The organism is Rhizobium sp. BK181 (assembly GCF_014193305.1).
Lineage (GTDB): Bacteria > Pseudomonadota > Alphaproteobacteria > Rhizobiales > Rhizobiaceae > Rhizobium.
The window spans coordinates 88,185-111,493 of the sequence record NZ_JACHZA010000007.1; the positions used below are offsets into that span (position 1 = coordinate 88,185).

General features: G+C 60.1%; 21 protein-coding genes. 19 read left to right on the forward strand and 2 right to left on the reverse strand.

What is annotated here, in order from left to right; translation table 11 throughout:
- Positions 1 to 11 precede the first annotated feature (11 nt).
- The 7 genes from FHT77_RS17850 (at position 12) to FHT77_RS17880 (ending at position 5,250) form a co-directional block, all read left to right on the forward strand.
- Entirely contained in the window at positions 12 to 1,031 is a 1,020-nt protein-coding gene (locus FHT77_RS17850; RefSeq protein ID WP_183756275.1) for an ABC transporter permease, read from the forward strand.
- A complete protein-coding gene (locus FHT77_RS17855) occupies positions 1,031 to 1,768 on the forward strand; it encodes an ATP-binding cassette domain-containing protein (RefSeq protein WP_183756276.1) in 738 nt (245 codons plus the stop codon). The genes FHT77_RS17850 and FHT77_RS17855 overlap by 1 nt, the downstream gene beginning before the upstream one ends.
- Before the next feature lie 31 nt (positions 1,769 to 1,799).
- Entirely contained in the window at positions 1,800 to 2,642 is an 843-nt protein-coding gene (kduI, locus tag FHT77_RS17860; RefSeq protein ID WP_183756277.1) for a 5-dehydro-4-deoxy-D-glucuronate isomerase, read from the forward strand.
- Entirely contained in the window at positions 2,639 to 3,394 is a 756-nt protein-coding gene (gene kduD / locus FHT77_RS17865) for a 2-dehydro-3-deoxy-D-gluconate 5-dehydrogenase KduD (RefSeq protein WP_183756278.1), read from the forward strand. The genes kduI and kduD overlap by 4 nt, the downstream gene beginning before the upstream one ends.
- 9 nt (positions 3,395 to 3,403) lie before the next feature.
- Positions 3,404 to 3,733 (forward strand): cupin domain-containing protein, encoded by a 330-nt coding sequence (locus tag FHT77_RS17870; protein ID WP_183756279.1) that lies wholly within the window; start codon positions 3,404 to 3,406, stop codon positions 3,731 to 3,733.
- 201 nt (positions 3,734 to 3,934) lie between these two features.
- Positions 3,935 to 4,726 (forward strand): SDR family NAD(P)-dependent oxidoreductase, encoded by a 792-nt coding sequence (locus tag FHT77_RS17875; protein ID WP_016554328.1) that lies wholly within the window; start codon positions 3,935 to 3,937, stop codon positions 4,724 to 4,726.
- Positions 4,727 to 4,929: 203 nt separating this feature from the next.
- On the forward strand, positions 4,930 to 5,250 hold the full coding sequence (locus FHT77_RS17880) for a low affinity iron permease family protein (RefSeq protein WP_183756280.1): 321 nt from the start codon (positions 4,930 to 4,932) through the stop codon (positions 5,248 to 5,250).
- Between the two features lie 269 nt (positions 5,251 to 5,519).
- On the opposite strand, the gene FHT77_RS17885 is transcribed toward FHT77_RS17880, so the two are convergent.
- Positions 5,520 to 6,263, reverse strand: a complete 744-nt coding sequence (locus tag FHT77_RS17885; protein ID WP_183756393.1) for an endonuclease/exonuclease/phosphatase family protein — start codon at positions 6,261 to 6,263, stop codon at positions 5,520 to 5,522.
- 107 nt (positions 6,264 to 6,370) lie between these two features.
- Between FHT77_RS17885 and FHT77_RS17890 the strand changes: the two genes are divergently transcribed.
- Positions 6,371 to 6,616 carry a hypothetical protein gene (locus FHT77_RS17890; protein ID WP_183756281.1) on the forward strand — a complete coding sequence of 82 codons (246 nt, stop codon included), beginning with the start codon at positions 6,371 to 6,373 and terminating at the stop codon, positions 6,614 to 6,616.
- Here FHT77_RS17890 and FHT77_RS17895 read toward each other — a convergent pair.
- On the reverse strand, positions 6,566 to 8,140 hold the full coding sequence (locus tag FHT77_RS17895) for a phospholipase D-like domain-containing protein (RefSeq protein WP_246719911.1): 1,575 nt from the start codon (positions 8,138 to 8,140) through the stop codon (positions 6,566 to 6,568). The genes FHT77_RS17890 and FHT77_RS17895 overlap by 51 nt on opposite strands.
- Positions 8,141 to 8,347: 207 nt before the next feature.
- Here FHT77_RS17895 and FHT77_RS17900 point away from each other — a divergent pair, with 207 nt between their 5' ends.
- The 11 genes from FHT77_RS17900 (at position 8,348) to FHT77_RS17950 (ending at position 23,280) form a co-directional block, all read left to right on the forward strand.
- Positions 8,348 to 8,875, forward strand: coding sequence for a hypothetical protein (locus FHT77_RS17900; protein WP_183756282.1), 528 nt, complete (start codon positions 8,348 to 8,350; stop codon positions 8,873 to 8,875).
- A gap of 79 nt (positions 8,876 to 8,954) precedes the next feature.
- Positions 8,955 to 9,116 carry a DUF1328 domain-containing protein gene (locus FHT77_RS17905; RefSeq protein ID WP_016554323.1) on the forward strand — a complete coding sequence of 54 codons (162 nt, stop codon included), beginning with the start codon at positions 8,955 to 8,957 and terminating at the stop codon, positions 9,114 to 9,116.
- 248 nt (positions 9,117 to 9,364) lie between these two features.
- Complete coding sequence (locus FHT77_RS17910) at positions 9,365 to 11,365, forward strand: ABC transporter ATP-binding protein/permease (protein ID WP_183756283.1); 2,001 nt, start codon at positions 9,365 to 9,367, stop codon at positions 11,363 to 11,365.
- Between the two features lie 274 nt (positions 11,366 to 11,639).
- Positions 11,640 to 13,034 carry a selenium-binding family protein gene (locus tag FHT77_RS17915; protein ID WP_183756284.1) on the forward strand — a complete coding sequence of 465 codons (1,395 nt, stop codon included), beginning with the start codon at positions 11,640 to 11,642 and terminating at the stop codon, positions 13,032 to 13,034.
- Between the two features lie 18 nt (positions 13,035 to 13,052).
- A complete protein-coding gene (locus tag FHT77_RS17920; protein ID WP_183756285.1) occupies positions 13,053 to 13,679 on the forward strand; it encodes a hypothetical protein in 627 nt (208 codons plus the stop codon).
- Positions 13,680 to 13,866: 187 nt separating this feature from the next.
- Positions 13,867 to 15,960: a carboxy terminal-processing peptidase gene (locus tag FHT77_RS17925; protein ID WP_183756286.1), complete on the forward strand. Its 2,094-nt coding sequence runs from the start codon at positions 13,867 to 13,869 to the stop codon at positions 15,958 to 15,960.
- Between the two features lie 543 nt (positions 15,961 to 16,503).
- Positions 16,504 to 17,250 (forward strand): transporter substrate-binding domain-containing protein, encoded by a 747-nt coding sequence (locus FHT77_RS17930; protein ID WP_183756287.1) that lies wholly within the window; start codon positions 16,504 to 16,506, stop codon positions 17,248 to 17,250.
- A gap of 92 nt (positions 17,251 to 17,342) precedes the next feature.
- A complete protein-coding gene (locus tag FHT77_RS17935) occupies positions 17,343 to 18,998 on the forward strand; it encodes an amino acid ABC transporter permease (RefSeq protein ID WP_183756288.1) in 1,656 nt (551 codons plus the stop codon).
- On the forward strand, positions 18,979 to 19,218 hold the full coding sequence (locus FHT77_RS17940) for a hypothetical protein (protein WP_183756289.1): 240 nt from the start codon (positions 18,979 to 18,981) through the stop codon (positions 19,216 to 19,218). The genes FHT77_RS17935 and FHT77_RS17940 overlap by 20 nt, the downstream gene beginning before the upstream one ends.
- Positions 19,219 to 19,229: 11 nt before the next feature.
- Positions 19,230 to 22,241 (forward strand): aminotransferase class III-fold pyridoxal phosphate-dependent enzyme, encoded by a 3,012-nt coding sequence (locus FHT77_RS17945; RefSeq protein ID WP_210280950.1) that lies wholly within the window; start codon positions 19,230 to 19,232, stop codon positions 22,239 to 22,241.
- A gap of 4 nt (positions 22,242 to 22,245) precedes the next feature.
- Complete coding sequence (locus FHT77_RS17950; protein WP_183756290.1) at positions 22,246 to 23,280, forward strand: LacI family DNA-binding transcriptional regulator; 1,035 nt, start codon at positions 22,246 to 22,248, stop codon at positions 23,278 to 23,280.
- Positions 23,281 to 23,309: the final 29 nt, after the last annotated feature.

Consider the following 23,309-nt stretch of genomic DNA (forward strand, 5'->3'; position numbering starts at 1 on the left):
AGTACCAGACCGTGACACCAATTCTCGCAGAAAGTGCCGCGCCCCGGTCGCGGACGCAGAAGCAACCTATTCTCAGGCAGATCATGGCGATGCCGGCAGGCGCGATCTTCCTCGTCTTCATGACGCTGCAGATCGTCTGCATCGCAGGCGCCTTGCTCTATCCCGATCAGTTTCGCTATCTCTCGCCGCAGAACCTGACGATCCTGATGAAGGCAATTCCCGTGCTCGGCTGCCTGGCGCTTGGCGCCGGCGTGCTGATGATCGCAGGCGAGTTCGACCTCTCCATCGGTTCCGTCTACACCTTCACCGCCATCCTGATGGCGAGCCTCGTTGGCGCCGGATTGAGCGCCTTCATAGCCGCACCGCTCGGCGTGCTGGCCGGCATCATGATCGGGCTGCTCAACGGCCACATCACGCTGCGCTTCGGGCTGCCGTCCTTCATCGTTACCTTGGGCGGTCTGTTGTTCTGGCGCGGCGCGGTCCTGCTCTATAACGGCGCCGTCCAGGTGCGCTTCGACCCGGAACCGATCTTTACCAGCCTGTTCTCCGGCACGCTTTTTGGCATCAACGCGGCTTTTATCTGGATCGTTCTTTTCGTCGTCGGCTTCCACTATCTCGTCCACAGTCACCGTTTCGGCAACCACGTCTTCGCGACCGGTGGCAATCGCGGCGCTGCGGAGGCGATCGGCATTAACACCAACCGCGTCAAGCTCGTGGCATTCGCGATCGCCGGCGGCATGGCGGCAGTGGCCGGCATTCTTGCCACCGCCCGCGTCGGCAGCGTGCAGCCGGGGCAGGGCGCTGGATTGGAACTCCAGGCGATCGCCGCCTGCGTGATCGGAGGACTGTCGCTGCGCGGCGGGCGCGGCTCGATCATCGGCATCTTCCTCGGCGTGCTCTTGATCCACACCATCACGGACGTGCTGCTCCTGCTGCGCGCACCGGGCTTCTATCTCGACATGTTCATCGCGACGCTGATCGTGCTGGCCGCCATCTTCAACCATCTTATCGAGCGGCGAGGTCTTGCGTGATGTCGGCCACCAATCTTCTGGAACTACACAATATCTCGAAGAGCTTCGGCGCGCTGACGGCACTGCGCAATCTGAGCTTCCACATCGGCGAAGGCGAAGTGGTTGGCCTGCTCGGGGATAATGGCGCCGGCAAGTCGACGACGGTCAACCTGATCTCCGGCATTCACAAGCCGACGGACGGCTACCTCAGCGTCGACGGCAAGAAGACCGCCTTCACCTGCCGGTCCGATTCCGCCGATGCCGGCATCGAGACCATCTACCAGCATACGGCATTGGTCGATTCCCTCTCGATCACCCGCAACATCTTCATGGGCCGTGAACTCACCGATCGCTTCGGCTTCCTCAGGCAGCGCGAAATGCGCGAGATTGCCATGGAGGTGCTGCAGAACGCGGTCCACATTTCCGGCATCGATAGCCCCGATACGCTGGTTGGCAATCTCTCCGGCGGCCAGAAGCAGGCGGTCGCCATCGCCCGCGCGGTCTATTTCAAGAAGCGCGTGCTGCTTCTCGACGAGCCGACCTCGGCGCTGTCGGTTCGCGAGACGGAGGCGCTCTTGAACCAGGTGCTGAAGCTCAAGGCCGAGAACGTCTCCAGCGTCTTGGTGACGCACAACATTTACCACGCCTACCAGGTCTGCGACCGCTTCGTGATCATGAGCCACGGCACCAAGGTGTTCGATGTCGACAAGGCGGACACGACGATCAACCAGCTGACCGAATATGTCGTGCTCACCTGATCCCACCCAACAGACAGAAGGGGCATAGCCCGTGACCATTTCAGTGTCGGTACGCCAGGTCGTCGGACCCGAGGATGCCGCAAGGCGAGACACCCAGGGACTGCGCGACGGTTTCGTGATCGAGAACTTGTTTCGCCCAGGTGAGGCCAACCTCACCTACAGCCATCTCGATCGCATGATCGTCGGCGGCGTCATGCCGATTGCCAGTCCTCTTGAGATCGCCGCGATCGCACAGACCGGCACGGAGCGCTTTCTCGATCGGCGCGAGGCCGCCATCGTCAATATCGGCGGCGCCGGTACGGTCAGCGTCGCGGGTAAGCCCTACGAACTCGGCTTCCAGGAGGCGCTCTATATCGGAATGGGCGAAGGAGCCCTGAGCTTCGCCAGCAAGGATTCGGCGGCGCCTGCGCTCTTCTATCTGCTAAGCGCGCCCGCGCATCGGGCGTGCCCGACGGTGCACATCACCCGCGAGATGGCAAGGAAGGTGGTCGTGGGCTCGGCCGAGGAATCCAATGCCCGCACCATCAATCAGTATGTGCACCCAGATGTCTGCGACAGCTGCCAATTGCTCGTGGGGCTGACGATGTTCGAACCGGGCTCGGTCTGGAACACGATGCCGGCGCATGTGCACGATCGGCGTATGGAGGTTTATCTCTATTTCGGCATGCAGGAGACGACCCGCATTTTCCACTTCATGGGCGAACCCAGCGAGACCCGGCATGTCGTGCTGAAAAACCACGACGCGGTGCTGTCGCCCGGGTGGTCGATCCATTCCGGCGCCGGCACCGGCCGTTACGCCTTCATCTGGGCGATGGCTGGCGATAACATGAGCTTCACCGACATGGACAAGGTGCCGATGGAAGACCTGCGATGAGCCTTTTCGATCTTAATGGCCGCTGGGCCATCGTCACCGGCGCCAATGCCGGCATCGGCCAGGCCATCGCGGTTGGCCTGGCTGAAGCAGGGGCCGACATCGTCGGCGTCGGCCGCTCAGCGATGGACGAGACAGCGGACGCGGTCGCATTGACGGGGCGCCGGTTCGTATCGCTGAAGGCTGACCTGTCCGATATCGGGGAGGCGAAGGCCGTTGTCGAACGCGCCCTTGCCGCCGGCGCCTCGCCCGATATCCTCGTCAACAATGCCGGCATCATCCGCCGCGCCGATGCGCTGGAGTTTACGGAGGAGGATTGGGATGCGGTGCTCGACACCAACCTGAAGTCCGTCTTCTTCCTCTGCCAGGCCTTCGCGAAGGCCGCAGTCGCACGGCAAGCGCCGGCGAAGATCATCAATATCGCCTCGCTCCTTTCCTTCCAGGGCGGCATCCGCATTCCGTCTTATACGGCTTCGAAAAGCGGGCTTGCCGGGATCACCCGGCTAATGGCGAACGAGTGGGCATCGAAGGGCATCAATGTGAACGCCATCGCGCCCGGCTACGTCGAAACCAATAATACCGAGGCGCTTCGCGCCGATGCCGAACGAAGCGCCGATATCCTCAAGCGCATCCCGGCCGCCCGCTGGGCGAAGGCCGAGGATATGGTGGGCACGGCGGTCTATCTGGCGTCGCGCGCTTCCGATTATGTTCATGGCACGGTGCTGCCGGTCGATGGCGGCTGGCTTGCCCGATAGGAGATGATAATGGCCGATCACTACACGCTTCCCGACGACATCACCTGGACCGAAGTCGCACCCGGCAACAGGCGCGCCGTTCTCTCGCACCGCCCGGAAATGATGCTCGTCGCCTTCAGTTTCGAGCCCGGCGCCATTGGTGCGCTTCATTCACATCCACACACCCAGGTAAGCTACGTGGCCGAGGGCGCCTTCGACGTCACCGTCGACGGCGTCACCACAAGGCTAGACGCCGGTTCCAGCTTCATCGTTGCTCCCAACCTCGTCCATGGCGTTGTCGCCGTTGAAAAGGGACTGCTGATCGACACCTTCACGCCAAGGCGCGACGATTTCCTTTAGGATGAGGCGCTTCTCCCAGAGGACGGAAGGGGCGCGCGGCTAGGTCCAGCGGATACGGCGAGTACTGGCAGAGTACGGCCGCATCCGACATTGCGGCTCGAAGCTGTCTGAAAATATCGCTGAGTCTCCCGGTAGTCAGACCGTTGCGGGACCGCAGAACTGACTATAGGTTTCGTCATCCAACCTTGACGGGAGCAAAAAATGCAAATCGATCTCACTGGAAAGAGGGCGCTGGTCACAGGATCAACGGAAGGTATCGGCTACGCAATTGCCCGCCAGCTTTCAAGGGCTGGAGCGGATGTCGTGGTCAACGGTCGGTCAGAAGACAAGACTGCAAAGGCCGCCGAACGGCTCAAGGGCGAAGGCGCCAGGGGCAGCGTCAAGTCTGCGGCCGCCGACCTCTCGACCGCCGAGGGGTGTGCGGCCCTGGTTGCCCAAGTTCCCCAGGTAGACATCCTGATTAACAACGCGGGCATCTTCCAGCCGATCGACTTTTTCGACGCGAGCGACGAGGTTTGGGATCGACACTGGCAGGTCAACGTCATGTCCGCCGTCAGGCTGGCCCGCGCCTATCTTCCAGGCATGCAGACATTGAACTGGGGCCGCGTGATTTTCTTGGCGTCCGAATCCGGTTTCAACATTCCAGTCGAGATGATCCACTACGGCGTTAGTAAGACGGCCGACATCGCGGTCGCCCGCGGTCTCGCCAAGCGCATGGCCGGCACGGGTATCACGGTGAACTCCGTCCTTCCTGGCCCCACGCTTTCAGAAGGCGTGGAAGCGATGCTTGCCGACGAGCAAGCTAAGACCGGGTTGCCATTGGAGGAGATCGCTGCCGCCTTCGTCAAGCAGCATCGCGGTAGCTCGATCATTCAACGCGCCACCAGCGTCGAGGAAGTCGCAAACTTAGTAACCTATCTTGCGTCGCCGTTCGCTTCCGCGACGACGGGCGCATCCGTTCGCGTTGACGGCGGTGTCATTGACACTCTCTAAGAGCAGAGTTTTCACGAGCGAGCCGGGTTTGATCGGCCTAGCCTGCTCCACGTGTAGCGGGAACGGCTCTCAGGCCCGGGAACCGCGACGTCTTCATTGTCGGGGATCTCTGCGTCCCGGACTCTGAGGCTGTGTCGTGGTAGCCTTGCCGGAACCGCGATCCTGAATGCGGGTTGTGACTCCATCAACGGATGGAGAACACGATGCAGTGGCAATCACTTCTGACACAGCTTGGTACTTGGACTGCCCGCCCATGGGCTTTCCTCGTCGTCGCCATGTACACCATTGGATGGCTAATCCTCAGCCGGGAGACCCTGGAGTGGCATGGCGTCGCCACCATTGCCACCTGGTCGATGACACTTTTCATCCAGCGTGCCGAACACCGGGACACCCAAGCCATTCACGCCAAATTGGACGAACTGCTTTACGCGCACGGTGAGGCGAGGAACGAGATTACACGGATGGATGAGAAAGAGCCGGAAGAAATCGAGACCTTCCGTGACGTTCAAAATCCGGAAAAGTGACAGGCGATAAAGGAACGCCGCATTTATTCTCGATCTCAAACCTGGTGCAGAATGCCGACGGACCTCGTTGGGGCTGTCAGGCCGAGAACACCCAGCGGGCGCGTAGTTGGGAAGTGAACTGCTGATCGTGAATGACCGGAATTGGCACGATCTAGCCACCCTATAGGGTGACCAACTCGGCGAGCTTGCCGCGACAATGCGATCGTATCGTTTACGGTGCTCAGGTGGTTCGCGAGTCGGGTATGGGGCTGACTTCGCGCGGCGCGCGTTCAGGTCGAGTGGTCCTGCACGATTCTAAGGTTCACCTGTAGCGGTAAATGATCCGAGGCCCGGCGCGTCAGCGGGTCAAGCGCGATTGAGGTGGAGTCAACGCGGAGTTCTTTCGATACGAAGACATGGTCAATGCGCAACAACGGATACCATGAAGGAAAGGTCGGCCGTGGCATTGCGGAGACCATGCTCTGGGCATCCCGAAAGTGCTTTGCGAGGCTTTTGTATGCAGGCGAGGATGGAATGGCGTTGAAATCCCCGCAGACGATCGCCGGTGCGCCCTGAAACTCCGGGTGTCCGATCCAGTCCGAGCCGAGAAGTGCTGCCACCTGCCGATCGCGGTCGCGACTGCGCAGGCCAAGGTGAGTGTTGATCAGGTTGACGGCCGATCCCCCGACATCGATCCGCATCCAGATCGCCCCACGTGTCTCGCCAACCGAGGGCAGTGGCCCCGCGCTCATCAGGCGAGTGGGTAGGGCCGTCAGAACGGCGTCGCCATAGCGCTCCTCGTCGACATGCAGTGCGGGGTGAAAGTGTGCCTCCATCTTGAGCAGAGCCGCAATCGTTGCGGCTTGATCGACCCCGCCCGTCCGCTTTCGGCCGACGTCGAGTTCTTGAAGGGCAATGATGTCTGCCTCCGAGCGCGCGATCACGTCTGCAATCCTGTGTGGATCAACCCGGCGGTCGGTGCCGACGCAACTATGGACATTATAAGTTAGGATTTTGAGCTCGCGGTGGTCCAAGTGCTGAGGGAGAGGGGAGCTTGTATTCATGCAGCGGGAACCCGCCAGAACCTAGATCGTTCCCAAGACAAGAGTGTCAGAGTGCGACTGCTTTCGTACTGGCCAACATGGCCATCCTCGTCACCCACGTTCCCGGCGGTCTCGGCGTATTGGAGGCCGTTGTCAGTGCCATCCTGCCGGGCGCCGCCTCAATCGGCGGACTGATCGTGTTTCGGGCGATCTACTTCCTGCTTCCGCTTCTGCTGGGGTTGCCGGCTTTCGCAATTACCGAAGTCGCCGTCCGCAGAGGGAGGAAGAAGCAGCTAGAGAAGCGCATTGAGCAACCGCCCCAGTCGCAAGCGCAACTTCTGTAACGGCCAGTATGGGCGCCGGGGATCGATAAGGGACGTGCCGAGGAACGGGGTGGTTTCGCCACGATGAAGATCAACCTTGAAGTCCCTGAGCCCACGTTCACCGGTGTTGAGCGCCGCGATCGTCTCAAGCATCGTCCGTGTTTGCTCCATCTCCCGCACGACGGCTGGACTGGATCCAAGATGCTCCGCCATCAGTCGATGACGCAATGATCTGATGGAATCCCGATGGTCAGAACAGTCGGCCTCGAGGGCAAGGTCGCATTCGGTATCCAGTCCTTCCGAGCGGTTGTTGAGATTTGACGAGCCTATGCGCACGAAACTATCGTCAACGATGATAAGCTTCGAGTGGCCGATAAGCTCCTGTTCACCTCCGGTGCCATCCGGCACGACGGCATACATTACCCTCAGCCGATCAAAGCGATCGGAACGCTTTAAGCGTCGGATGAGTCGGTCGCGATTGTTGCCCATCGCAAGCTTCTCGATCAGGCCGTGCGAGCTCTTCGTCACCACGACGGCAATCTCCGGTCCGTTGGGCTCCTTCAGTCGCCTTGCAATCGACCGTCCTACACCGGCGGATGCCAGATATTGGGTCTCGATATAGATCAAACGCTTTGCTGCGGCTATGGCGTCGCGCGTAAGCCGACGGGCCTGATAGCGGCCGCGCTTGCCAATCATGCCTGGTTCCGTCAAGGCGATGGCGGCAGGAGTCTGGACCATGTCGGCGGCCAAGAGCGGGCCAGCCTCGGTGGGTTCGATATCAGGCACAATCCTCTCGCGCGTCGCTCTATTCCAGCGTCGTCGTGCCAGGTCACGAATCATGAGCGCGGCCTCGCCGGAGACGAGGCACTGGATGTCGTGTACCGGGGGGTAGGGGGTGCCGTCCGTTGATCGCCTTAGGGGGTGCTCAACCCGATGGTCGGGTTCGTCCCATCGCCGGTCCGTCAAGTCGATGCCCCCTAAAAAGGCGAGGGAACCATCAATCGATACGAGCTTCTGGTGATGGCAAGCACGGAGCGGATGACCAAAATCGAACCGGAGCGAAATCTGCCGGTGGATGGAGACGGCGTTTCTGCGAAACAATCGCACGGACTTGCCGGAATAGATTGGCCCCATGCCCCAGACCAGAACCCTGACCCTGAGCTGCTGGATGTCGTCAACAAGAGACAGGAGTAGCTCGCCGAGCGTTTCGGAGCTGACATCTGGTCTCAGGCGAATATCCGGATTGAAATCCCAACCAATGATCCATACTTCCCGTCGCGCTTTCCGGAGCGCTTGATCAAGCGCAGAAAAATACGCGGAGCCGTCGATCAAGAAGGTGGTTTCATCGGCGATACCGCTGCGCCAGGCGTTGCGGCGGGGCCGTATGATCTGTTGTGAAGGTGTCTGCCTGGACGGGCGTTTCAGGGCGGCGGTGACTAGCTGGAATGCATTCCGCGTTGTGGGGGCGTCGTCCGCCGATCGATACTCCTGCATGTTGCCTTGTTTTCCCTTGACCTCGGATGTCTCGCGAAACGTGCTGGGCAAAGGTCTGTTCCAAAGCGAGGGAAAGAAAATGCATCCGGTCTGGTGTCATGGCTGGCAATCGCTGCCCTTGGAAGGCTTGGCGTTTTTTGATTTTAGCGGCCCGAAATTGTTGAGCGCAGGCCCCGAGGTCTCGCAAACGGCCCGTTGCGCCACGTTCGTGCCGGAATTCTCTGCTGTTGGTGCGTACAAGGACCCGAGGGGCGCTACATGGAATTCATCAATCGTTTTGTCGATCAACCGATGCTGGAGGGCGCATCGCGAGTTCTCCAGATTTGGCATGAACGAAGCCGTCGTTCGCCGGACGAGCTTGGCCCTCTCTGGAGCCTTGTGGTGATTTCATGCCTCTTCGCCTCGAGCTGGTGGTTCCTTTCGGGATTCGCCAGTCTGCTTGCGGCGGGGACATTGCTGATGCTGTCACTTCCCCCCGCCTGGAAACTCCTGGCGCGACCTCAGCGGGGAGACTACGATGCCCGCGCCTACCGCGCGATGGCCGCGCTTGCAATTAGACGGCGGGAAACCGAGTGGGCCGTGCGGGTGCTGATGCTTTTGATTTCCGCTTGCCTGCCAATCCTTGCCCGAGGTGGCGATCATGCGGGTGAATCCTTTGTTCTTGGCGCCGGCGTTTGGTTTGTTCTGACAATTCCGGCGAATGCGTACCTGGCTGCTGCAGAACCGCCGAAACCCGAAGATGGCGATAGAGTGTTGATGAGGCGCCGCGTCGTGGCCGCGGCCTAACTGCGGATCATCGTAGCCTGTCCGCGGAACCAATCGCCTGCCGCTCCGTTCTTCTGTCGTCGCAGTGACGGAGGTGAAAATGCTTTACTATGCTCTCGTGTTCTTGGTGGTCGCGCTCATAGCCGGCGTGCTCGGTTTTGGCGGTATTGCTGGAGCATCCGCATCGATCGCGCAGGTCCTGTTCTTCATTTTCCTGGTTCTCTTTGTCGTGTCGCTCATCATGCGCGTCGCGAGACGATAAGATAGGTTACGCCATCTTTCGTGAGGATCCTAAGCCCACGACGTGGCTTTGAGCTCTCTGGATCGGAGGCCTCAGCTGAAGCAGCATGATCTGTGGACACATTGGCAGCGCTCTGATTGGACCCACCCGATGGCCGGGTACCGGCCGGAAATGCCTTTGAGGGCGGTCGGCAGGGCAGACCGGCTCGAGTGAGCCAATGTCGACAAGCGGAACATGAAACCTTTTGATTTATAAGCCGTTGTCGCGCTATGCCCGACACTAAACTCGATCCGAAATCGGTCGACGAAACCAAACCGCGGGGCGCCGAACAAGCGCGCCAAGAGGAAGCGTCAACTGCCGAGGCGGTGCCACCGCCAAATGTTGTTGAATCTGATCCAGAACTGACTCCTGAGGAGGTCGAGCAGGCCCGCAGGAGGTATCTACTGACGCGTTTCTGGATAAGTGCGCGCCGCTACTGGGGACCCAGCGGTGACAAGCTTGCTTGGCCGTGCTCGATCGGCCTGTTGATCCTCATCGGTACCAATGTCGGCTTCCAATATGGCATCAATATCTGGAATCGAGCACTCTTTGACGCCATCGAGCAACACAATGCCCGCACCGTCTATTTTTTGAGCGTCGTATTCCTACCTCTCGTGCTTGGAAGCGTAGTCCTTGTCACGGTACAGGTGTCCGTTCGTATGATGATCCAGCGCCGCTGGCGCTCCTGGCTTACGACCGCGGTCATCGCGCGCTGGCTCGCAAACGGGCGTTACTATCAGTTGAACCTCATCGGCGGCGATCACAAGAATCCCGAAGCGCGTATTGCGGAGGATTTGCGGATCGCAACGGAATCGCCGGTCGATTTCATTGCGGGCGTTATCGCCGCGTTCCTGTCCGCCTCGACCTTTATCGTGGTGCTCTGGACGATCGGCGGGGCACTGAGGTTGCCGATTGCGGGATCTATTGTCACCATTCCCGGGTTTTTGGTGGTCACTGCCGTACTCTACGCTGCGATCACGTCCAGTTCGATGGCCGTCATCGGTCGCCATTTCGTCCGTGTTTCCGAGGCCAAAAATCAGGCGGAAGCCGAATTCCGCTATACGCTGACGCACGTGCGGGAGAACGGCGAGAGCATCGCATTGCTCGGCGGTGAAGAGGAGGAGCGCAGCGACCTCGACAAAACCTTTGCAAAGGTGCTCAGGCAATGGGCGCTTCTTGCACGCCAGCACATGCGCACAACGCTTGTGTCACAGGGATCGAGCCTATTCGCGCCAGTAGTACCGGTCTTACTCTGTGCTCCGAAGTTTCTTGAAGGCAGCATGACCTTGGGCGAGGTAATGCAAGCTGCCTCGGCCTTTGCCATCGTTCAGAGCGCGTTCGGATGGCTGGTGGACAACTACCCCCGTCTCGCCGATTGGAATGCCAGTGCACGGCGCATTGCCTCGCTGATGGTGTCGCTTGACGGGCTCGAGCGGGCGGAACAGAGCGACGCCTTGGGACGCATCAAGCACGGTGAAGCCCAGGGCGATGCAATCCTCAGCCTGAACGATCTCTCCGTGTCGCTCAACGACGGGACCGCTGTGGTCAAGGAGACGCAGGTGGAGATCAAACCGGGCGAGCGGGTTCTCGTGGCCGGTGAGTCGGGTACAGGCAAGAGTACGCTGGTGCGGGCCATCGCAGGTCTTTGGCCGTGGGGCGAGGGCAGTGTTGATTTCCATGCCGACAGACAACTGTTCATGTTGCCGCAACGACCTTACATCCCTTCCGGGACGCTCCGGCGCGCTGTCGCCTATCCCGGCGCCGCCGACGGCTGGACGCCGGAGACGATCAAGGAGGCCCTCGACAAGGTCGGTCTCGGCTATCTGAACGACAAGATTGAAGAAGACGCGCCATGGGACCAGACTCTGTCGGGTGGCGAAAAGCAACGGCTCGCGTTTGCCCGTCTCCTGCTACACAATCCCGATCTCATTGTGCTGGATGAGGCGACATCAGCACTCGATGCCAAGAGCCAGGACAAGATGATGGAAATGGTCATCCATGAATTGCCGAAGGTGACCATCCTGAGCGTCGCGCATCGAGCTGAACTAGAGGCCTTCCATAGTCGCAAAATCACGCTGGAGCGGCGTGAGGGAGGGGCAAAGCTTGTCAGCGACATCGACCTTGTCCAGCGCAAGAAGAAACGGAACAAGCTCTTGCGCCTTCTGGAGGACCGGCGCTCCGCATCAAGAAGCCGGAGCGAGCAAGGGGCGGCGCCGAAGCATCCGAACTGAAGCGCTGCCGGCACGGCTTGAATGGTCTGCAGCACAACGTGCAGATGAGGTGATATCGGCAGCCAAATGAAGCCCCAGCCGGCCGGCGAAAAAAGGACTGCCCAAACCCGCCGTTATTTGAGACAATTGCTCGGGAAGAAATTCTCTTGGGCTCGGCCGGTTTCGAAACTTTGAACATTCCTCGGCTCTGCCCCACCCGCAGCGTGAGTTGGCTGTCGGCAAGCATTAGCAAGCATTTTCATTGTTCAGCACACGCTAGCCAGGAGCAATTCGCATGGTAACGTGGAAACCCGATCCGAGCTTTTATCCATCACCGAGAATGGCCATGAAGGCCGCGCCGGAGACAATTGCCTACGTCGCCGCCTTCGATCCAACGCAAGCTGTTCCCGACCAGCTGGCGATCGTCGATGTCGATCCGGCGTCTGCGACTTATGGGCAGATCGTAAATACGCTTGCGATGCCGAATGTCGGCGACGAGTTGCACCATTTCGGCTGGAATGCCTGCTCGTCCTGTCTTTGCCCGAACGCACCGCACCCGCACGCAGAACGCCGCTATCTGGTCGTGCCAGGACTGAAATCCTCCCGCATCCATATCGTCGACACCAAACCGGACGGCAAAAATCCGTCGATCGTCAGGGTCATCGAGCCTGCGGAGGTGGCCGAACGGGCCGGCTATTCTCGTCCGCATACGGTCCATTGCGGCCCCGAGGGCATCTATGTAGCCGCACTGGGCAACGCAGAAGGCAAAGCACCAGGCGGTATTTTCCTGATGGATCACGAGAGCTTCGACGTCCGCGGACAATGGGAGATGGATCGGGGACCGCAACAGCTGTCCTATGATGTCTGGTGGCACCTTGGCCACGATACGCTCGTGACCAGCGAGTGGGGCACGCCGGATACGTTCGAAAACGGTCTCGTCCCCGACATTCTGCTCGGTGCGAAATACGGACGTCGGCTCCATTTCTGGGATCTGCACACACGCAAACACCAGCAGACGATCGATTTTGGCGAGAAGTATCAGCTCGTATTCGAGCTCAGGCCAGCGCACGATCCGACGAAGGCCTATGGATTTGTCAACTGCGTGCTCAGCCTTGAGGATCTCTCGTCCTCGATCTGGGTCTGGCATCGCGATGGCGCAAAATGGGCAGTAACAAAGGTGATCGACATCCCGGCCGAGCCCGCCGACGCCGACCAATTGCCGCCAATGCTCAAGGGGTTCAAGGCCGTACCGCCGCTCGTTACAGACATCGATCTCTCCATGGATGACAGATTTCTTTACGTGTCCTGCTGGGGAACCGGCGATCTGCTTCAGTTCGATGTGTCCGATCCCTTGAAACCGAAACTGACCGGCAAGGTGCGGATTGGCGGCATCGTTTCGCGTGCATCGCACCCGGGCGCTAAGAACGGCGCCCTGAACGGCGGACCACAGATGGTGGAGATCAGCCGCGATGGTCGCCGCATCTATTTCACCAACTCGCTCTACGGGGCGATCGACGAGCAGTTCTACCCCGATGGTATCTTGGGGTGGATGGTCAAGCTCGACGCGAAACCGGATGGCGGCATTGCCTTCGACGAAAAATTCTTTGTTGAATGGCCGAAGTCGCATCGTCCGCACCAAGTCCGTCTGCAAGGCGGGGATTGCTCGTCGGATTCCTACTGTTATCCGTAAGGAGCGAATGAGACGCCTATGAGCGACCTTTGGCCCTGGATCTTGCTCGCTGGATTGGGCGCGTTTCATGGTCTCAATCCGGCGATGGGATGGTTGTTTGCCGTTGCGCTTGGCGTCCACAGGCAGAGCTCTGCAGTAGTAATCCAGGCGGTCCCCGCCATCGCCCTCGGACACGCCGTGTCTATCGCGCTGGTGGCCGGAGCGGTGGTCGCAGCTGGCCTTGTCGTGAACGAGGGCGTGGTGCGCATGGCTACCGGCGGGGCGCTTATTGCATGGGCGATCTGGCACCATGTTTTTGGGCACGGTCGGCGTGTTCGCATCGGCTTGCGCACCGGGCTTTTTGGCCTTGCGTGCTGGTCGTTCCTGATGGCGACGGCTCATGGCGCGGGGCTGATGGTCCTTCCAGCCCTGATGCCCCTATGTCTCACCGAGTCGCCGGTGCCCGAAATCGGTGATTCCGCGGCAATGACGATCGCCGCGGTTGGTGTCCATACCCTTGCGATGTTGGCAGTCACCGGCCTCGTTGCACTGGGGGTCTATCGGTGGGTCGGGCTCGAGATATTGCGTAGCGCCTGGATCAACGTGGACTTCGTATGGACGCTGGTTCTGATTGGCACCGGCGCGTTGCTGCTGATCATCGGGTGACACGCCGGATGGCGAAACGCCTTCCGGAATTGGGGTGGCGCAGGCATCGCGTGACCTGACCGCCGTTGGAACTGACTTTTGTGCATTAAGAATTGGGGCGAATGCTCCATGTGGTTGCCAAAAAACCACAATTACTCCACCTAGATCGCACATCGTCACTCGGCATTATGAATTGGGTCAAAACTGAATGCGCATACCCTACGTTTTCCTTGGTGCATTTCTTGCAATCGCGCAGTCCGCGTATGCTGAAGTAGCACCGCCGCCTGTCCTCGCGCCTCAAAAGCAGCAGGCGCAGGCGGCTGAGTTGAGTGCAAAATTTCTGACGCGCTTCAGCTACAAGTCCGTTCCGCTTGATGACGCCTTGTCGGCCAAGATCATGGACAGGTTCATCAAATCACTCGATCCGGATCGCGTGATCTTCCTGCAAGCGGACATCGACAAGTTTATGCCTGACCGCAGCAAGATCGATGATGCTATCGAACGGGAGGACCTGAAGATCCCGTTCGCAATCTTCAACGTGTATGAACAGCGCATTGTCGATCGCATGAACTACGCGCGCAACTTGCTTAAGCAGGGCTTCGATTTCAGTGTGCAGGAGGATTATTATCTGCTGCGTGAAAAGGAGCCTTGGCCGCAGTCGGAAGCGGAGAGCGATGACCTTTGGCGCAAGCGCGTCAAAAACGACTGGTTACGGTTGAAATTGGGCGGCAAAACCGACTCGGCTATCCGCGAGACGCTCGACAAACGTTACGCAAACGCGCTTGATCGCGCATACAAGTACAAGAGCGATGACGTTTTCCAGTCGTTCATGGATGCCTATACGACGTCAATCGACCCACATACGGACTATTTCGGCGCCACGGCTTCAGCTGACTTCGACATCGCGATGAAGCTGTCGCTGGTCGGTATCGGTGCGGTACTGCAGGAGCGCGACGATTACACGACCGTCCGTGAGCTCGTGCCCGGCGGGCCGGCGGAGTTGTCCGGTAAGCTCTCGGTCGGCGACCGCATTACCGGCGTGGGTCAAGGCAAGAATGGACCAATCAAAGAAGTGGTGGGCACGCGCCTTGATGAGGTCGTGCAAATGATACGGGGGAAGAAGGGTTCTGTCGTGCGCTTGGACATTCTCCCGGCCGACGCCGGGGCGGAAGGCACCCATCGCGTCGTCAGCTTGGTGCGCGATAAAATCAACCTCGAAAAGCAGGCAGCCCAGAAGGCCGTACTGTCCGTGAAAGCAGGTGAGTCCACTCGCAAAATCGGTGTGATTACCCTGCCGGCATTCTATGAGGATTTTGAAGCCCGACGCAAAGGAGACAAGGACTACAGGAGCGCGAGCCGCGATGTCGCCAAGCTTCTCGGTGAACTGAAGCAAGAAGGAGTCGACAGCGTTCTCATTGATGTTCGCAACAACGGCGGCGGTTCATTGGATGAAGCGATCGATTTGACCGGTCTGTTCATCGGCAGTGGTCCCGTCGTTCAGCAACGCGGCAGCGACGGCAAGGTCACGGTCAGAAGCGCAGACTTTCGGACACCCGTCTGGACGGGCCCGATGGGTGTCTTGATCAATCGCGGGTCGGCCTCGGCTTCGGAGATCTTTGCCGCGGCAATCCAAGATTATGGTCGAGGCGTGATCGTCGGCGAGCCCAGCTTCGGTAAGGGTACCGTTCAGACTGTTGTCAATCTTGATCAGATGGTCCGTAACAGCAAACCCGAATTCGGTGAGCTGAAAGTGACGATTTCCCAGTTTTTCCGCGTCAATGGCGGGACGACGCAGTTGCGCGGCGTGACCCCCGATATCAGCTTGCCGGGATTCTCAGATCCGACGAGCTTTGGTGAGATGAGTTATGACAATGCCCTGCCGTGGACCGAACTCAAACCTGCGAAGTATGCGCCTACTGGCAAGATAGCGACGTTGCTGCCGAGCTTGCAAAGCCGCCATGACGCTCGAGTGCAAAGCGATCCGGACTTTCAACGCGTTCTAGAAGACATCGCCGATCTAAAGGCGCAGCGTGAGAAGGGGGTTATCTCCCTCAACGAGGCCAAACGTCGCGAGGAAGCGACGGCTCGAGAAAATCGACTCAAATCGAGACCGGAAGCAAACAATGGCGAAGATCCCGATGCCGATGACGGCCTGCAGGCAAACGAACGCAGCCTAAGTGCTGACATTGCCATGGAAAATGCCCGCAAGAAGGCAAAGGATGTTTTGTTGAACGAGGCCGCTGCCATTCTTTCCGATGAAGCGGACTTGCAGGAAAGCGCGCCAAAGGCCGCCACAAAATAGCTGGGCAGCGGGCGGTGACCAGCCATCCCCATTGGTTGGTCCTGCCACCGCAGAATTCTGAAGACGTGTAAAGCTTCAGTTCAACATGCTATTGGGACGCCGCCGAGCCTTGCGCGGCGTCACGGATCCAGAATCGGCAGCATAGCCTACTCGGCGCTCCATTCGCCGTCGGCGCCTCCGAATTGGTTCTTGGCCTCGATGATCGTCTTACGACTTCACGAAAGCCGAAGCATGGACGACATTCCCGAATGAAGGGCTTGGGCGCGCGCCAGGCTGCGAAGGAAGTCTCCACCTTTCCGGTTCGAGTTCTTGCCGAGGGAGGCCCTGCCGCCCCTTCGACATAGGCGAAAATGAAAATAAAAACGTTTTTATTTTGCTTGAAATCGTTTTTATTGTCAGATATCTCTTGCTTCAAAGCTTGGGAGGGCTTGGCGCAGTCTCGATCATTCAGAGTGGTCAGTCGAGCGGTCGCGAACCAACGGCAATGACGGGCCGTCGTGTACCGGCGCCGTTTCCCTATGGTTTATCAAGAGGAGGAGAAGCATGAAAAAATTGATCGTCACGCTCGCGCTCTCGGCGCTGGTGTCAAGTGCAGCCTACGCGGCGGATCTCGGTGGTAAGCTGGTTAAGGTCGGCTCGGACACAACCTCGCCGCCGATGGAAAGTGTCGATCCGACCAGCGGCCAGATCGTCGGCTTTGACGTCGACGTGGTCAATGCCGTTTGCGCCAAGATAAATTGCCAGGCCGAGTTCGTGACAACTGGCTGGGACGGCATCTTCGCCGCCCTCGACCAGAGCAGCTTCGATCTCGTCGCGTCCGGCGTCTCCATCACCGATGAACGCAAGAAGGCAATGGATTTCTCCGACCCATATATCGTCAACAGTCAGGCGGTACTGATGCGCGTCGCCGACCAGGGCACCTCGCTCGACGATTTTAAGGCACACGGCCGAAAGCTTTCAGCGCAGGCCAATACCACTGACGCGCAGGTGGCCGAAAAGGTAGTCGGCAGAGAGAATGTGGTCGCTTACGACAGCTTCAGCGCGGCGATCATTGCGCTGAAGAACAAGGATGTCGACGGCGTCGTCATTAATGGTGCCAATGCCGCCGCTTACGAGCGCGAATTCGCCGGTGAGCTAGTCGTTGCGATCAAGGATCTGGAATCCGATCCGCTCGGGCTTGTCTTCCGCAAGGGCGATGAGAACGTCGCCGTCTTCAACGAGGGCCTGAAGGCGATCAAGGACGACGGCACGCTCGATAAGCTGGTCGCAAAGTACTGGGGCTTGAAGTAGGCCGCGGCGCCTAAGCCCGTTTGCCACTTTCCGGAGCGCGCTGTGTTTGGCGCTCCGGCTCGACCGACCCTTGAAATGCCCCGGAGGAATGGATGTCGTTCCTGAGAAGCGTGCGTCCGAGCAATCTGATCATCCTGACCGCGCTGCCCTTTATCGTTTACCTGTTTGCTTCCTCAAGCGCTTATCAACGCTCGTTGAAGGCGATCCTCGGTGTCGAAAACGGCTCCTCGGCCTTCGTGCCCGGCTTCCTGCTGATGCTTCTGGCCTTCGCAACCGGCTTCGCAGTGCCAACAGTCGCGAGCGCCAAGGGCCGAAAGAAGCAATGGCCGATGATGGCGGCCGCCGTGAACGTTCTGGCGGCGCTTGCCATGATCTGGACCGCACTCGTTCATCCCTTTGTTGCCTCAGTGCTTGCCAATGGGGTTGATCCGTTCAAGTCGGAGTTGATTGTCAAGGGCGTTACCCCGCGACAACTCACCGAAACAGCCGACATGATGCTGCGGGGCATCGAGAGTTGGCTGTTTCCGGCCTATCTGCTCCTCAGCCTTGTCGGCATTGTTCTGTTTTTTGCCACTCGGCCGGCTGTCGGCGAAGAGCCGGGGCCGTTGCGTCGAGCCGGTGGCTGGGTCCTTGGCATCGCTAATGGGGCGGGGCTGGTTTTTATCCTGTTCTTTGCCCACATCGCGTTTGCTTCGGGCGTTGCGACCACAGTGCGCGCAGCTATTGCCGCCTATCTGCTGGCGGCGTTGCTCGGTCTTGCTTGGGTCGGATTGCTCCAACTGCGCGCCAGTACCCGCACGACGAGTTATTTCGCTGGCGCAACCGTACTTCTCGTGCTCGTCGCCGCTTGGTTTCTCGTGCAGCCCAGGGATGCCTATGTGCTGGCCGGAACATTGGACGGAAAGATAGGCATCGTTACGAACACGCCGGCAAGCCTCGTAAGCGCCGTGCGCTTCGGTCAATATGAAGGCGGGCCGGAGACGGAAACGCCGGTGCGCACTTTCGTCGGGCCAAAAGAGGCTCTGGCTTCGATCGCCAAGAATGAAGGCGTGAGCGGCGCGTTGTTGCCAGCGACGGCAACGCCTGTCGAGCTGCCGGTCTTGTGGAAGACTGAAGCGCTCAACGACCGCGACCGCGCGACGGGTATCACCTTCGTTGTCTTTGCGATCATTCTCGGCCTCTTGACCTTCGGCGGCTTCCTGCACCACCGCCATCCGCTGGCCGTCGGTTCTGAACTGGTGGTCGATACAATCCGCGGCATCCCGATGCTTGTGATCGTCCTCTATGTCGGCCTGCCGCTCAGTGGCGCACTTAAGGACGCAACGCAGGGCGTGCTCGATCCACCGAATATCCTGCGCGGCATTGTTGCCATGGCACTTGCCTATTCAGCCTATCTCGCAGAGATCTTCCGCTCCGGCATCAATGCGGTCCCGGTCGGCCAGCTAGAAGCGGCCAAGAGCATCGGCCTCAACCGCTGGCAGACGGCACGTCTCGTCATCTTGCCGCAGGCCCTGCGGATCGTTATTCCGCCGCTCGGCAACGAGTTGATCGCCATTCTCAAGGACACCTCACTGCTGTCGATCCTGTCGATCCGCGACATTACCCAGAGAATGCGTGAGTTCCAGTCAGCAAGCTTCCTCCCATTCGCGCCCTATAACTCGGCGGCGATCTTTTACATCTTCCTGACCCTGGCGGCAGCGAGTCTCGTCAACATGGTGGAGCGCCGATATGACGTCAAACACCGCTGACAGCGGCCGCACCGTGTTGATCACAGGGGCAGGGCACGGCCTTGGGCAGGCGCTTGCCGTACTCTCGCTGCATCCGGGTTGGGTAAGGACCGACATGGGCGGTGAGGGGGCGATGGTGGCTGCGCGGCACAGCGCAAACGACCTCAAGTGGACTATTGACGGCGCGAGCACGGCTGACAGGGGCAGCTTCTGCGCCTATGACGGAAGGCAGGTTGTATAGTGAGGGACAGGATGCACGCAGTTAAACAGGCGATCGGGACCCTTCTGCAGGACACTTACGGCATTGAGGCTGCGCTCGCACCTTTGCCGGGGGAGCATGACCTGAATCTTCGCCTGCGCGCAACAAACGGCAACGACTACCTCCTCAAATTGCACGCCCCCGGCGACGACGCCGAACTCGAGATGCAGATGGCGGTGCTCGACTATCTTGAAACCAACGCCCCCGAGCTTGCCCTGTCGCGAGCGATACGGACGCGACAGGGGGCGGTAAGCATTGCCGCCGAGATCGACGGACCGAGAACGGCACGGCTGCTTACCTGGCTGCCCGGCACCATCTGGGCGAAATCGACAGTGCGCGGCCGCCACAGTGCCGAAGCGCTTGGCCGATTGCTCGGTCGGCTCGATTGGCATCTACAGGGCTTTACCCACGCTGGCGCGGGCCGGATCTATGGCTGGGATATCGGCCGCGCCGACATGCATCTTGTTCGTGTCGCCATGATCGGGGACGCCGACAAGCGGGCCAGCGTACATACCATCCTCAGCCATTTCACCGACAATGTCCTACCACGCCTGCAGGCCTGCCCGCGGCAAGTGATCCACAACGATGCCAACGATTACAACGTGCTGCTGGACGAAGCCGGAAACGTCAGTGGTCTGCTCGATTTCGGCGACATGGTCGAGACCTTTCGTGTCGTCGAGATCGCGGTAGCCGTGGCCTATGCCCTGATCGGCGAGCGTGATGCAGTGGGCACCATCGCGGCGGTGACGGGAGCTTATCACGACGTTAATCCGCTGAGCGAGACCGAGGCGGAGCTGGTCTTTGACCTGGTGCGTACGCGCTATGCCGTCAGCATGTGCATGGCCGCAAAACAGATCCGCGACAATCCCGACAACACTTATCTCCTCGTCAGCCAGGAGGATGTCTGGCGCGAGTTGCAGCGGCTGGAGACTGAGAACCGCTCGATCGCCGTTGCCCGCATCCGGGATGCATGCGGGTTCGCCGCAATCCCCTCCGCTGCCGGGGTGGTGAAGTGGCTGGAGCGCAATGCCCATGATTTTGTTGCCATCGTCCGCCCTTCTGCCGAAAGACCCAACGTCGCGGTCCTGGATTTCTCGGTCGCTGGCGGGAACAGTTGGGCGGGTCTTGCGCCTGACGCCGCCGAAGCGCGCATTGACGCCATTCTGGCTAAGCAGCAAGCCGATTTCGCCATCGGCCTCTATGGCGAGAACCGGGCGATCTATCAGGGCGACGCTTTCGAAACGGGAACCGAGGGAGCGCGCCGGTCGGTGCATCTCGGCATTGATATATTCGTGCCGGCCGGCGAGCCGGTGTACGCGCCCTTTGCCGGAACTGTCGCATTCATCCACGACGACGCCGTCGCATTCGGCTTCGGACCGACGGTTCTTTTGCAGCATGACACCGACCATGGCACCGTTTTCTGGACACTTTACGGGCACCTGGCACGCGACGGTGTTGCCAGGCTCTCGGTTGGACAGCCGATTGCCAAGGGCGAAGCCTTCGCCGCGTTCGGCGCAGCATCGGAAAACGGGCAGTGGGCACCGCACCTGCATTTCCAGATCGTCACCGATCATCTCGGCCTCGGCGGTCGAATGCACGGAGTCGGCGTACCCGATCAGTGGCAGGTCTGGCGCGACGTCAGCCCCGATCCCTCCGTCGTCCTCGGCCTTCCCGTCCCAGCCTCGGTCATAGTGGCGCGCGACAAGGATTTTCTGGTTCGCGAGCGTCATCGTCACATCGGTCGCTCACTCAGCATCGCCTACAGTGCGGCGCCTTTGAAGATTGTCGGCGGCGAAGGTGCATGGCTGATCGAAGAGGACGGCACCCGCTGGCTGGACATGGTCAACAACGTTTGCCACGTCGGCCATTGCCATCCGCGTGTCGTTGCCGCGGCACAGAAGCAGATCGGTCACCTGAACACCAATTCGCGTTACCTCCACGACTCCCTTGTGGAATATGCACGGCGCCTGACGGCGCAGTTTCCCGATCCGCTGAACGTTTGCTTCTTCGTCAATTCCGGCAGTGAGGCCAACGATCTCGCGATCCGCCTGGCGCGGGCCTATACGGGAAATCGCGATATCATCACGATCGACCATGCCTATCACGGTCATCTTTCGAGCCTGATCGACGTCAGTCCCTATAAGTTCGCCGGTCCCGGCGGCGAGGGACAACCGTCGCATGTCCGCGTTGCGGAAATGCCGGATCTCTATCGTGGCCGCTTCCGCTATGGGAATGCTGAAGCCGGCAACAGATACGCCGATAGCGTGAAGGACCAGATCGAAGCGCTGGCAGCCGCGGGGCGTCGCCCGGCGCTGTTCTTCAGCGAAGGCATTCTCGGCACCGGCGGCCAGCTTCCGTTGCCTGACGGCTACCTCAACCAGGTCTTCGCTTACGTTCGCGAAGCCGGCGGACTTTGCCTGTCGGACGAGGTGCAGGTCGGCTTCGGCCGCGTCGGCCGCCATATGTGGGCACATGAGCTCCAGGGAGTGGTGCCCGACATCGTGACGATGGGCAAGCCGATCGGCAACGGCCATCCGATGGCAGCCGTGGTCACGACCGAGGCAATCGCCGCATCCTTCGCCAACGGCATGGAATACTTCAACACGTTCGGCGGCAACCCAGTCTCGGCCGAAATCGGGCTTGCGGTGCTCGACGTGATCCGCGACGAGCGGCTGACCCACCATTGCCGCGTGATCGGCGACCGGCTGATGGACGGCGCGCGTGCGCTGGCCAAGCGCCATGGATTGATCGGCGACGTGCGCGGATCCGGCCTCTTCAACGGGATCGAACTGGTGCGCAGCCGCGAGACGCTGGAGCCGGCAGCAGCAGAACTCGACCGCCTGATCGCCGGCATGAAGAGCCGGCACCGCATTCTCCTCAGCAGCGAGGGTCCGCATCATAACGTGCTGAAGATCAAGCCACCGGCTCCCTTCAGCGCCGAAGATTGCGACCGGTTCCTTAATGCGCTCGACGAAGAATTGACCTTGATCGCAAAGGGCGGGTGAGCGGATGCAAAGGGCCACGATCAAGACGATTGCGCAGGAGACCGGGTTGTCGATCGCCACGGTATCGAAGGCGCTCAACAATTCGCCGCAAGTCCGCCCGGAGACGCGCGCCGTTGTCCTCGCGGCAGCTGAACGGGTTGGCTACGAGCTCAACATGCATGGGGTGCAGCTGCGCACGGGCAAGACCTACCAGGTGGCGGCGATCATGTCGGCGCCCGGTCCTCGCCAGAACGAATGGGAAGGCGTCGAATACGCCCAGTTGCTCAGCGGCATTTCCTGGGCTCTGGAAGAGAGCCCTTACCGCGTATCGCTCTACGCCGTGCGCAATTTCGAGGAGAGCCTCGCCACCATCAAGCAGATCGTCACGCTGAAGAAGGCAGACGGCATCATTTTCTCCGGCACGCGCGCGGAAGATCCACGGATACGGCTGATGCAGGAGGCCGATTTCCCCTTCGTCACCTATGGCACGACGATGCACAACGCGCCGCACGCCTTTGTGGATGCCGACAACGAGCAGATGATCCGTCTTTGCATGAGCCGTCTCGTTGGGCGCGGTCATCGTCGTATCGCGCTCGTCAATCCGGCGGTGGAACTCACCTATGCGATCACCCGGTTGGACGCCTATCGCTTGGCGCTGGAAACGGCCGGGCTGCCTTTCGATCCGGCGCTTGTCTCCCATGGCCATCTGACGCCCGCCTTCGGCCGCGGGAGCGTCCTTGCCATGTCGAAACTTCCGGATCCGCCGACCGCTTATATCTGCGCCAACGAAGCGGCGGCACTCGGAGCCTTGTCCGGCTTTCATGCCCGGGGCCTCGTGCACGGCCGAGACGCGGTCATCAATGCGACCGACGACCTCAATGTCAGCCAGTACTTCGCGCCGCCGATCACCACATTCTTCCTGCCGATCAGTGAGCCGAGCGCGCTGCTTGGCACCTCCATCCTGCGGCGTATGGAGGGCGAGCCTCCCGAGGCGTTGCAAACTCTTTTGATGCCCGACCTGATCGAGCGCTGCGACGATCGACTGCCGTCGGACCGCTGAAGAATTTTCGCCCCAAGTTGATACCCACG

Excerpts from the sequence above, each read along its gene's own strand:
- FHT77_RS17855 (WP_183756276.1), top strand. The coding sequence starts at position 1,031 with ATGTCGGCCACCAATCTTCTGGAACTACACAATATCTCGAAGAGCTTC.
- kduD (WP_183756278.1), top strand. The coding sequence starts at position 2,639 with ATGAGCCTTTTCGATCTTAATGGCCGCTGGGCCATCGTCACCGGCGCC.
- FHT77_RS17870 (WP_183756279.1), top strand. The coding sequence starts at position 3,404 with ATGGCCGATCACTACACGCTTCCCGACGACATCACCTGGACCGAAGTC.
- FHT77_RS17875 (WP_016554328.1), top strand. The coding sequence starts at position 3,935 with ATGCAAATCGATCTCACTGGAAAGAGGGCGCTGGTCACAGGATCAACG.
- FHT77_RS17880 (WP_183756280.1), top strand. The coding sequence starts at position 4,930 with ATGCAGTGGCAATCACTTCTGACACAGCTTGGTACTTGGACTGCCCGC.
- FHT77_RS17890 (WP_183756281.1), top strand. The coding sequence starts at position 6,371 with ATGGCCATCCTCGTCACCCACGTTCCCGGCGGTCTCGGCGTATTGGAG.
- FHT77_RS17900 (WP_183756282.1), top strand. The coding sequence starts at position 8,348 with ATGGAATTCATCAATCGTTTTGTCGATCAACCGATGCTGGAGGGCGCA.
- FHT77_RS17905 (WP_016554323.1), top strand. The coding sequence starts at position 8,955 with ATGCTTTACTATGCTCTCGTGTTCTTGGTGGTCGCGCTCATAGCCGGC.
- FHT77_RS17910 (WP_183756283.1), top strand. The coding sequence starts at position 9,365 with ATGCCCGACACTAAACTCGATCCGAAATCGGTCGACGAAACCAAACCG.
- FHT77_RS17915 (WP_183756284.1), top strand. The coding sequence starts at position 11,640 with ATGGTAACGTGGAAACCCGATCCGAGCTTTTATCCATCACCGAGAATG.
- FHT77_RS17920 (WP_183756285.1), top strand. The coding sequence starts at position 13,053 with ATGAGCGACCTTTGGCCCTGGATCTTGCTCGCTGGATTGGGCGCGTTT.
- FHT77_RS17925 (WP_183756286.1), top strand. The coding sequence starts at position 13,867 with ATGCGCATACCCTACGTTTTCCTTGGTGCATTTCTTGCAATCGCGCAG.
- FHT77_RS17930 (WP_183756287.1), top strand. The coding sequence starts at position 16,504 with ATGAAAAAATTGATCGTCACGCTCGCGCTCTCGGCGCTGGTGTCAAGT.
- FHT77_RS17935 (WP_183756288.1), top strand. The coding sequence starts at position 17,343 with ATGTCGTTCCTGAGAAGCGTGCGTCCGAGCAATCTGATCATCCTGACC.
- FHT77_RS17940 (WP_183756289.1), top strand. The coding sequence starts at position 18,979 with ATGACGTCAAACACCGCTGACAGCGGCCGCACCGTGTTGATCACAGGG.
- FHT77_RS17945 (WP_210280950.1), top strand. The coding sequence starts at position 19,230 with ATGCACGCAGTTAAACAGGCGATCGGGACCCTTCTGCAGGACACTTAC.
- FHT77_RS17950 (WP_183756290.1), top strand. The coding sequence starts at position 22,246 with ATGCAAAGGGCCACGATCAAGACGATTGCGCAGGAGACCGGGTTGTCG.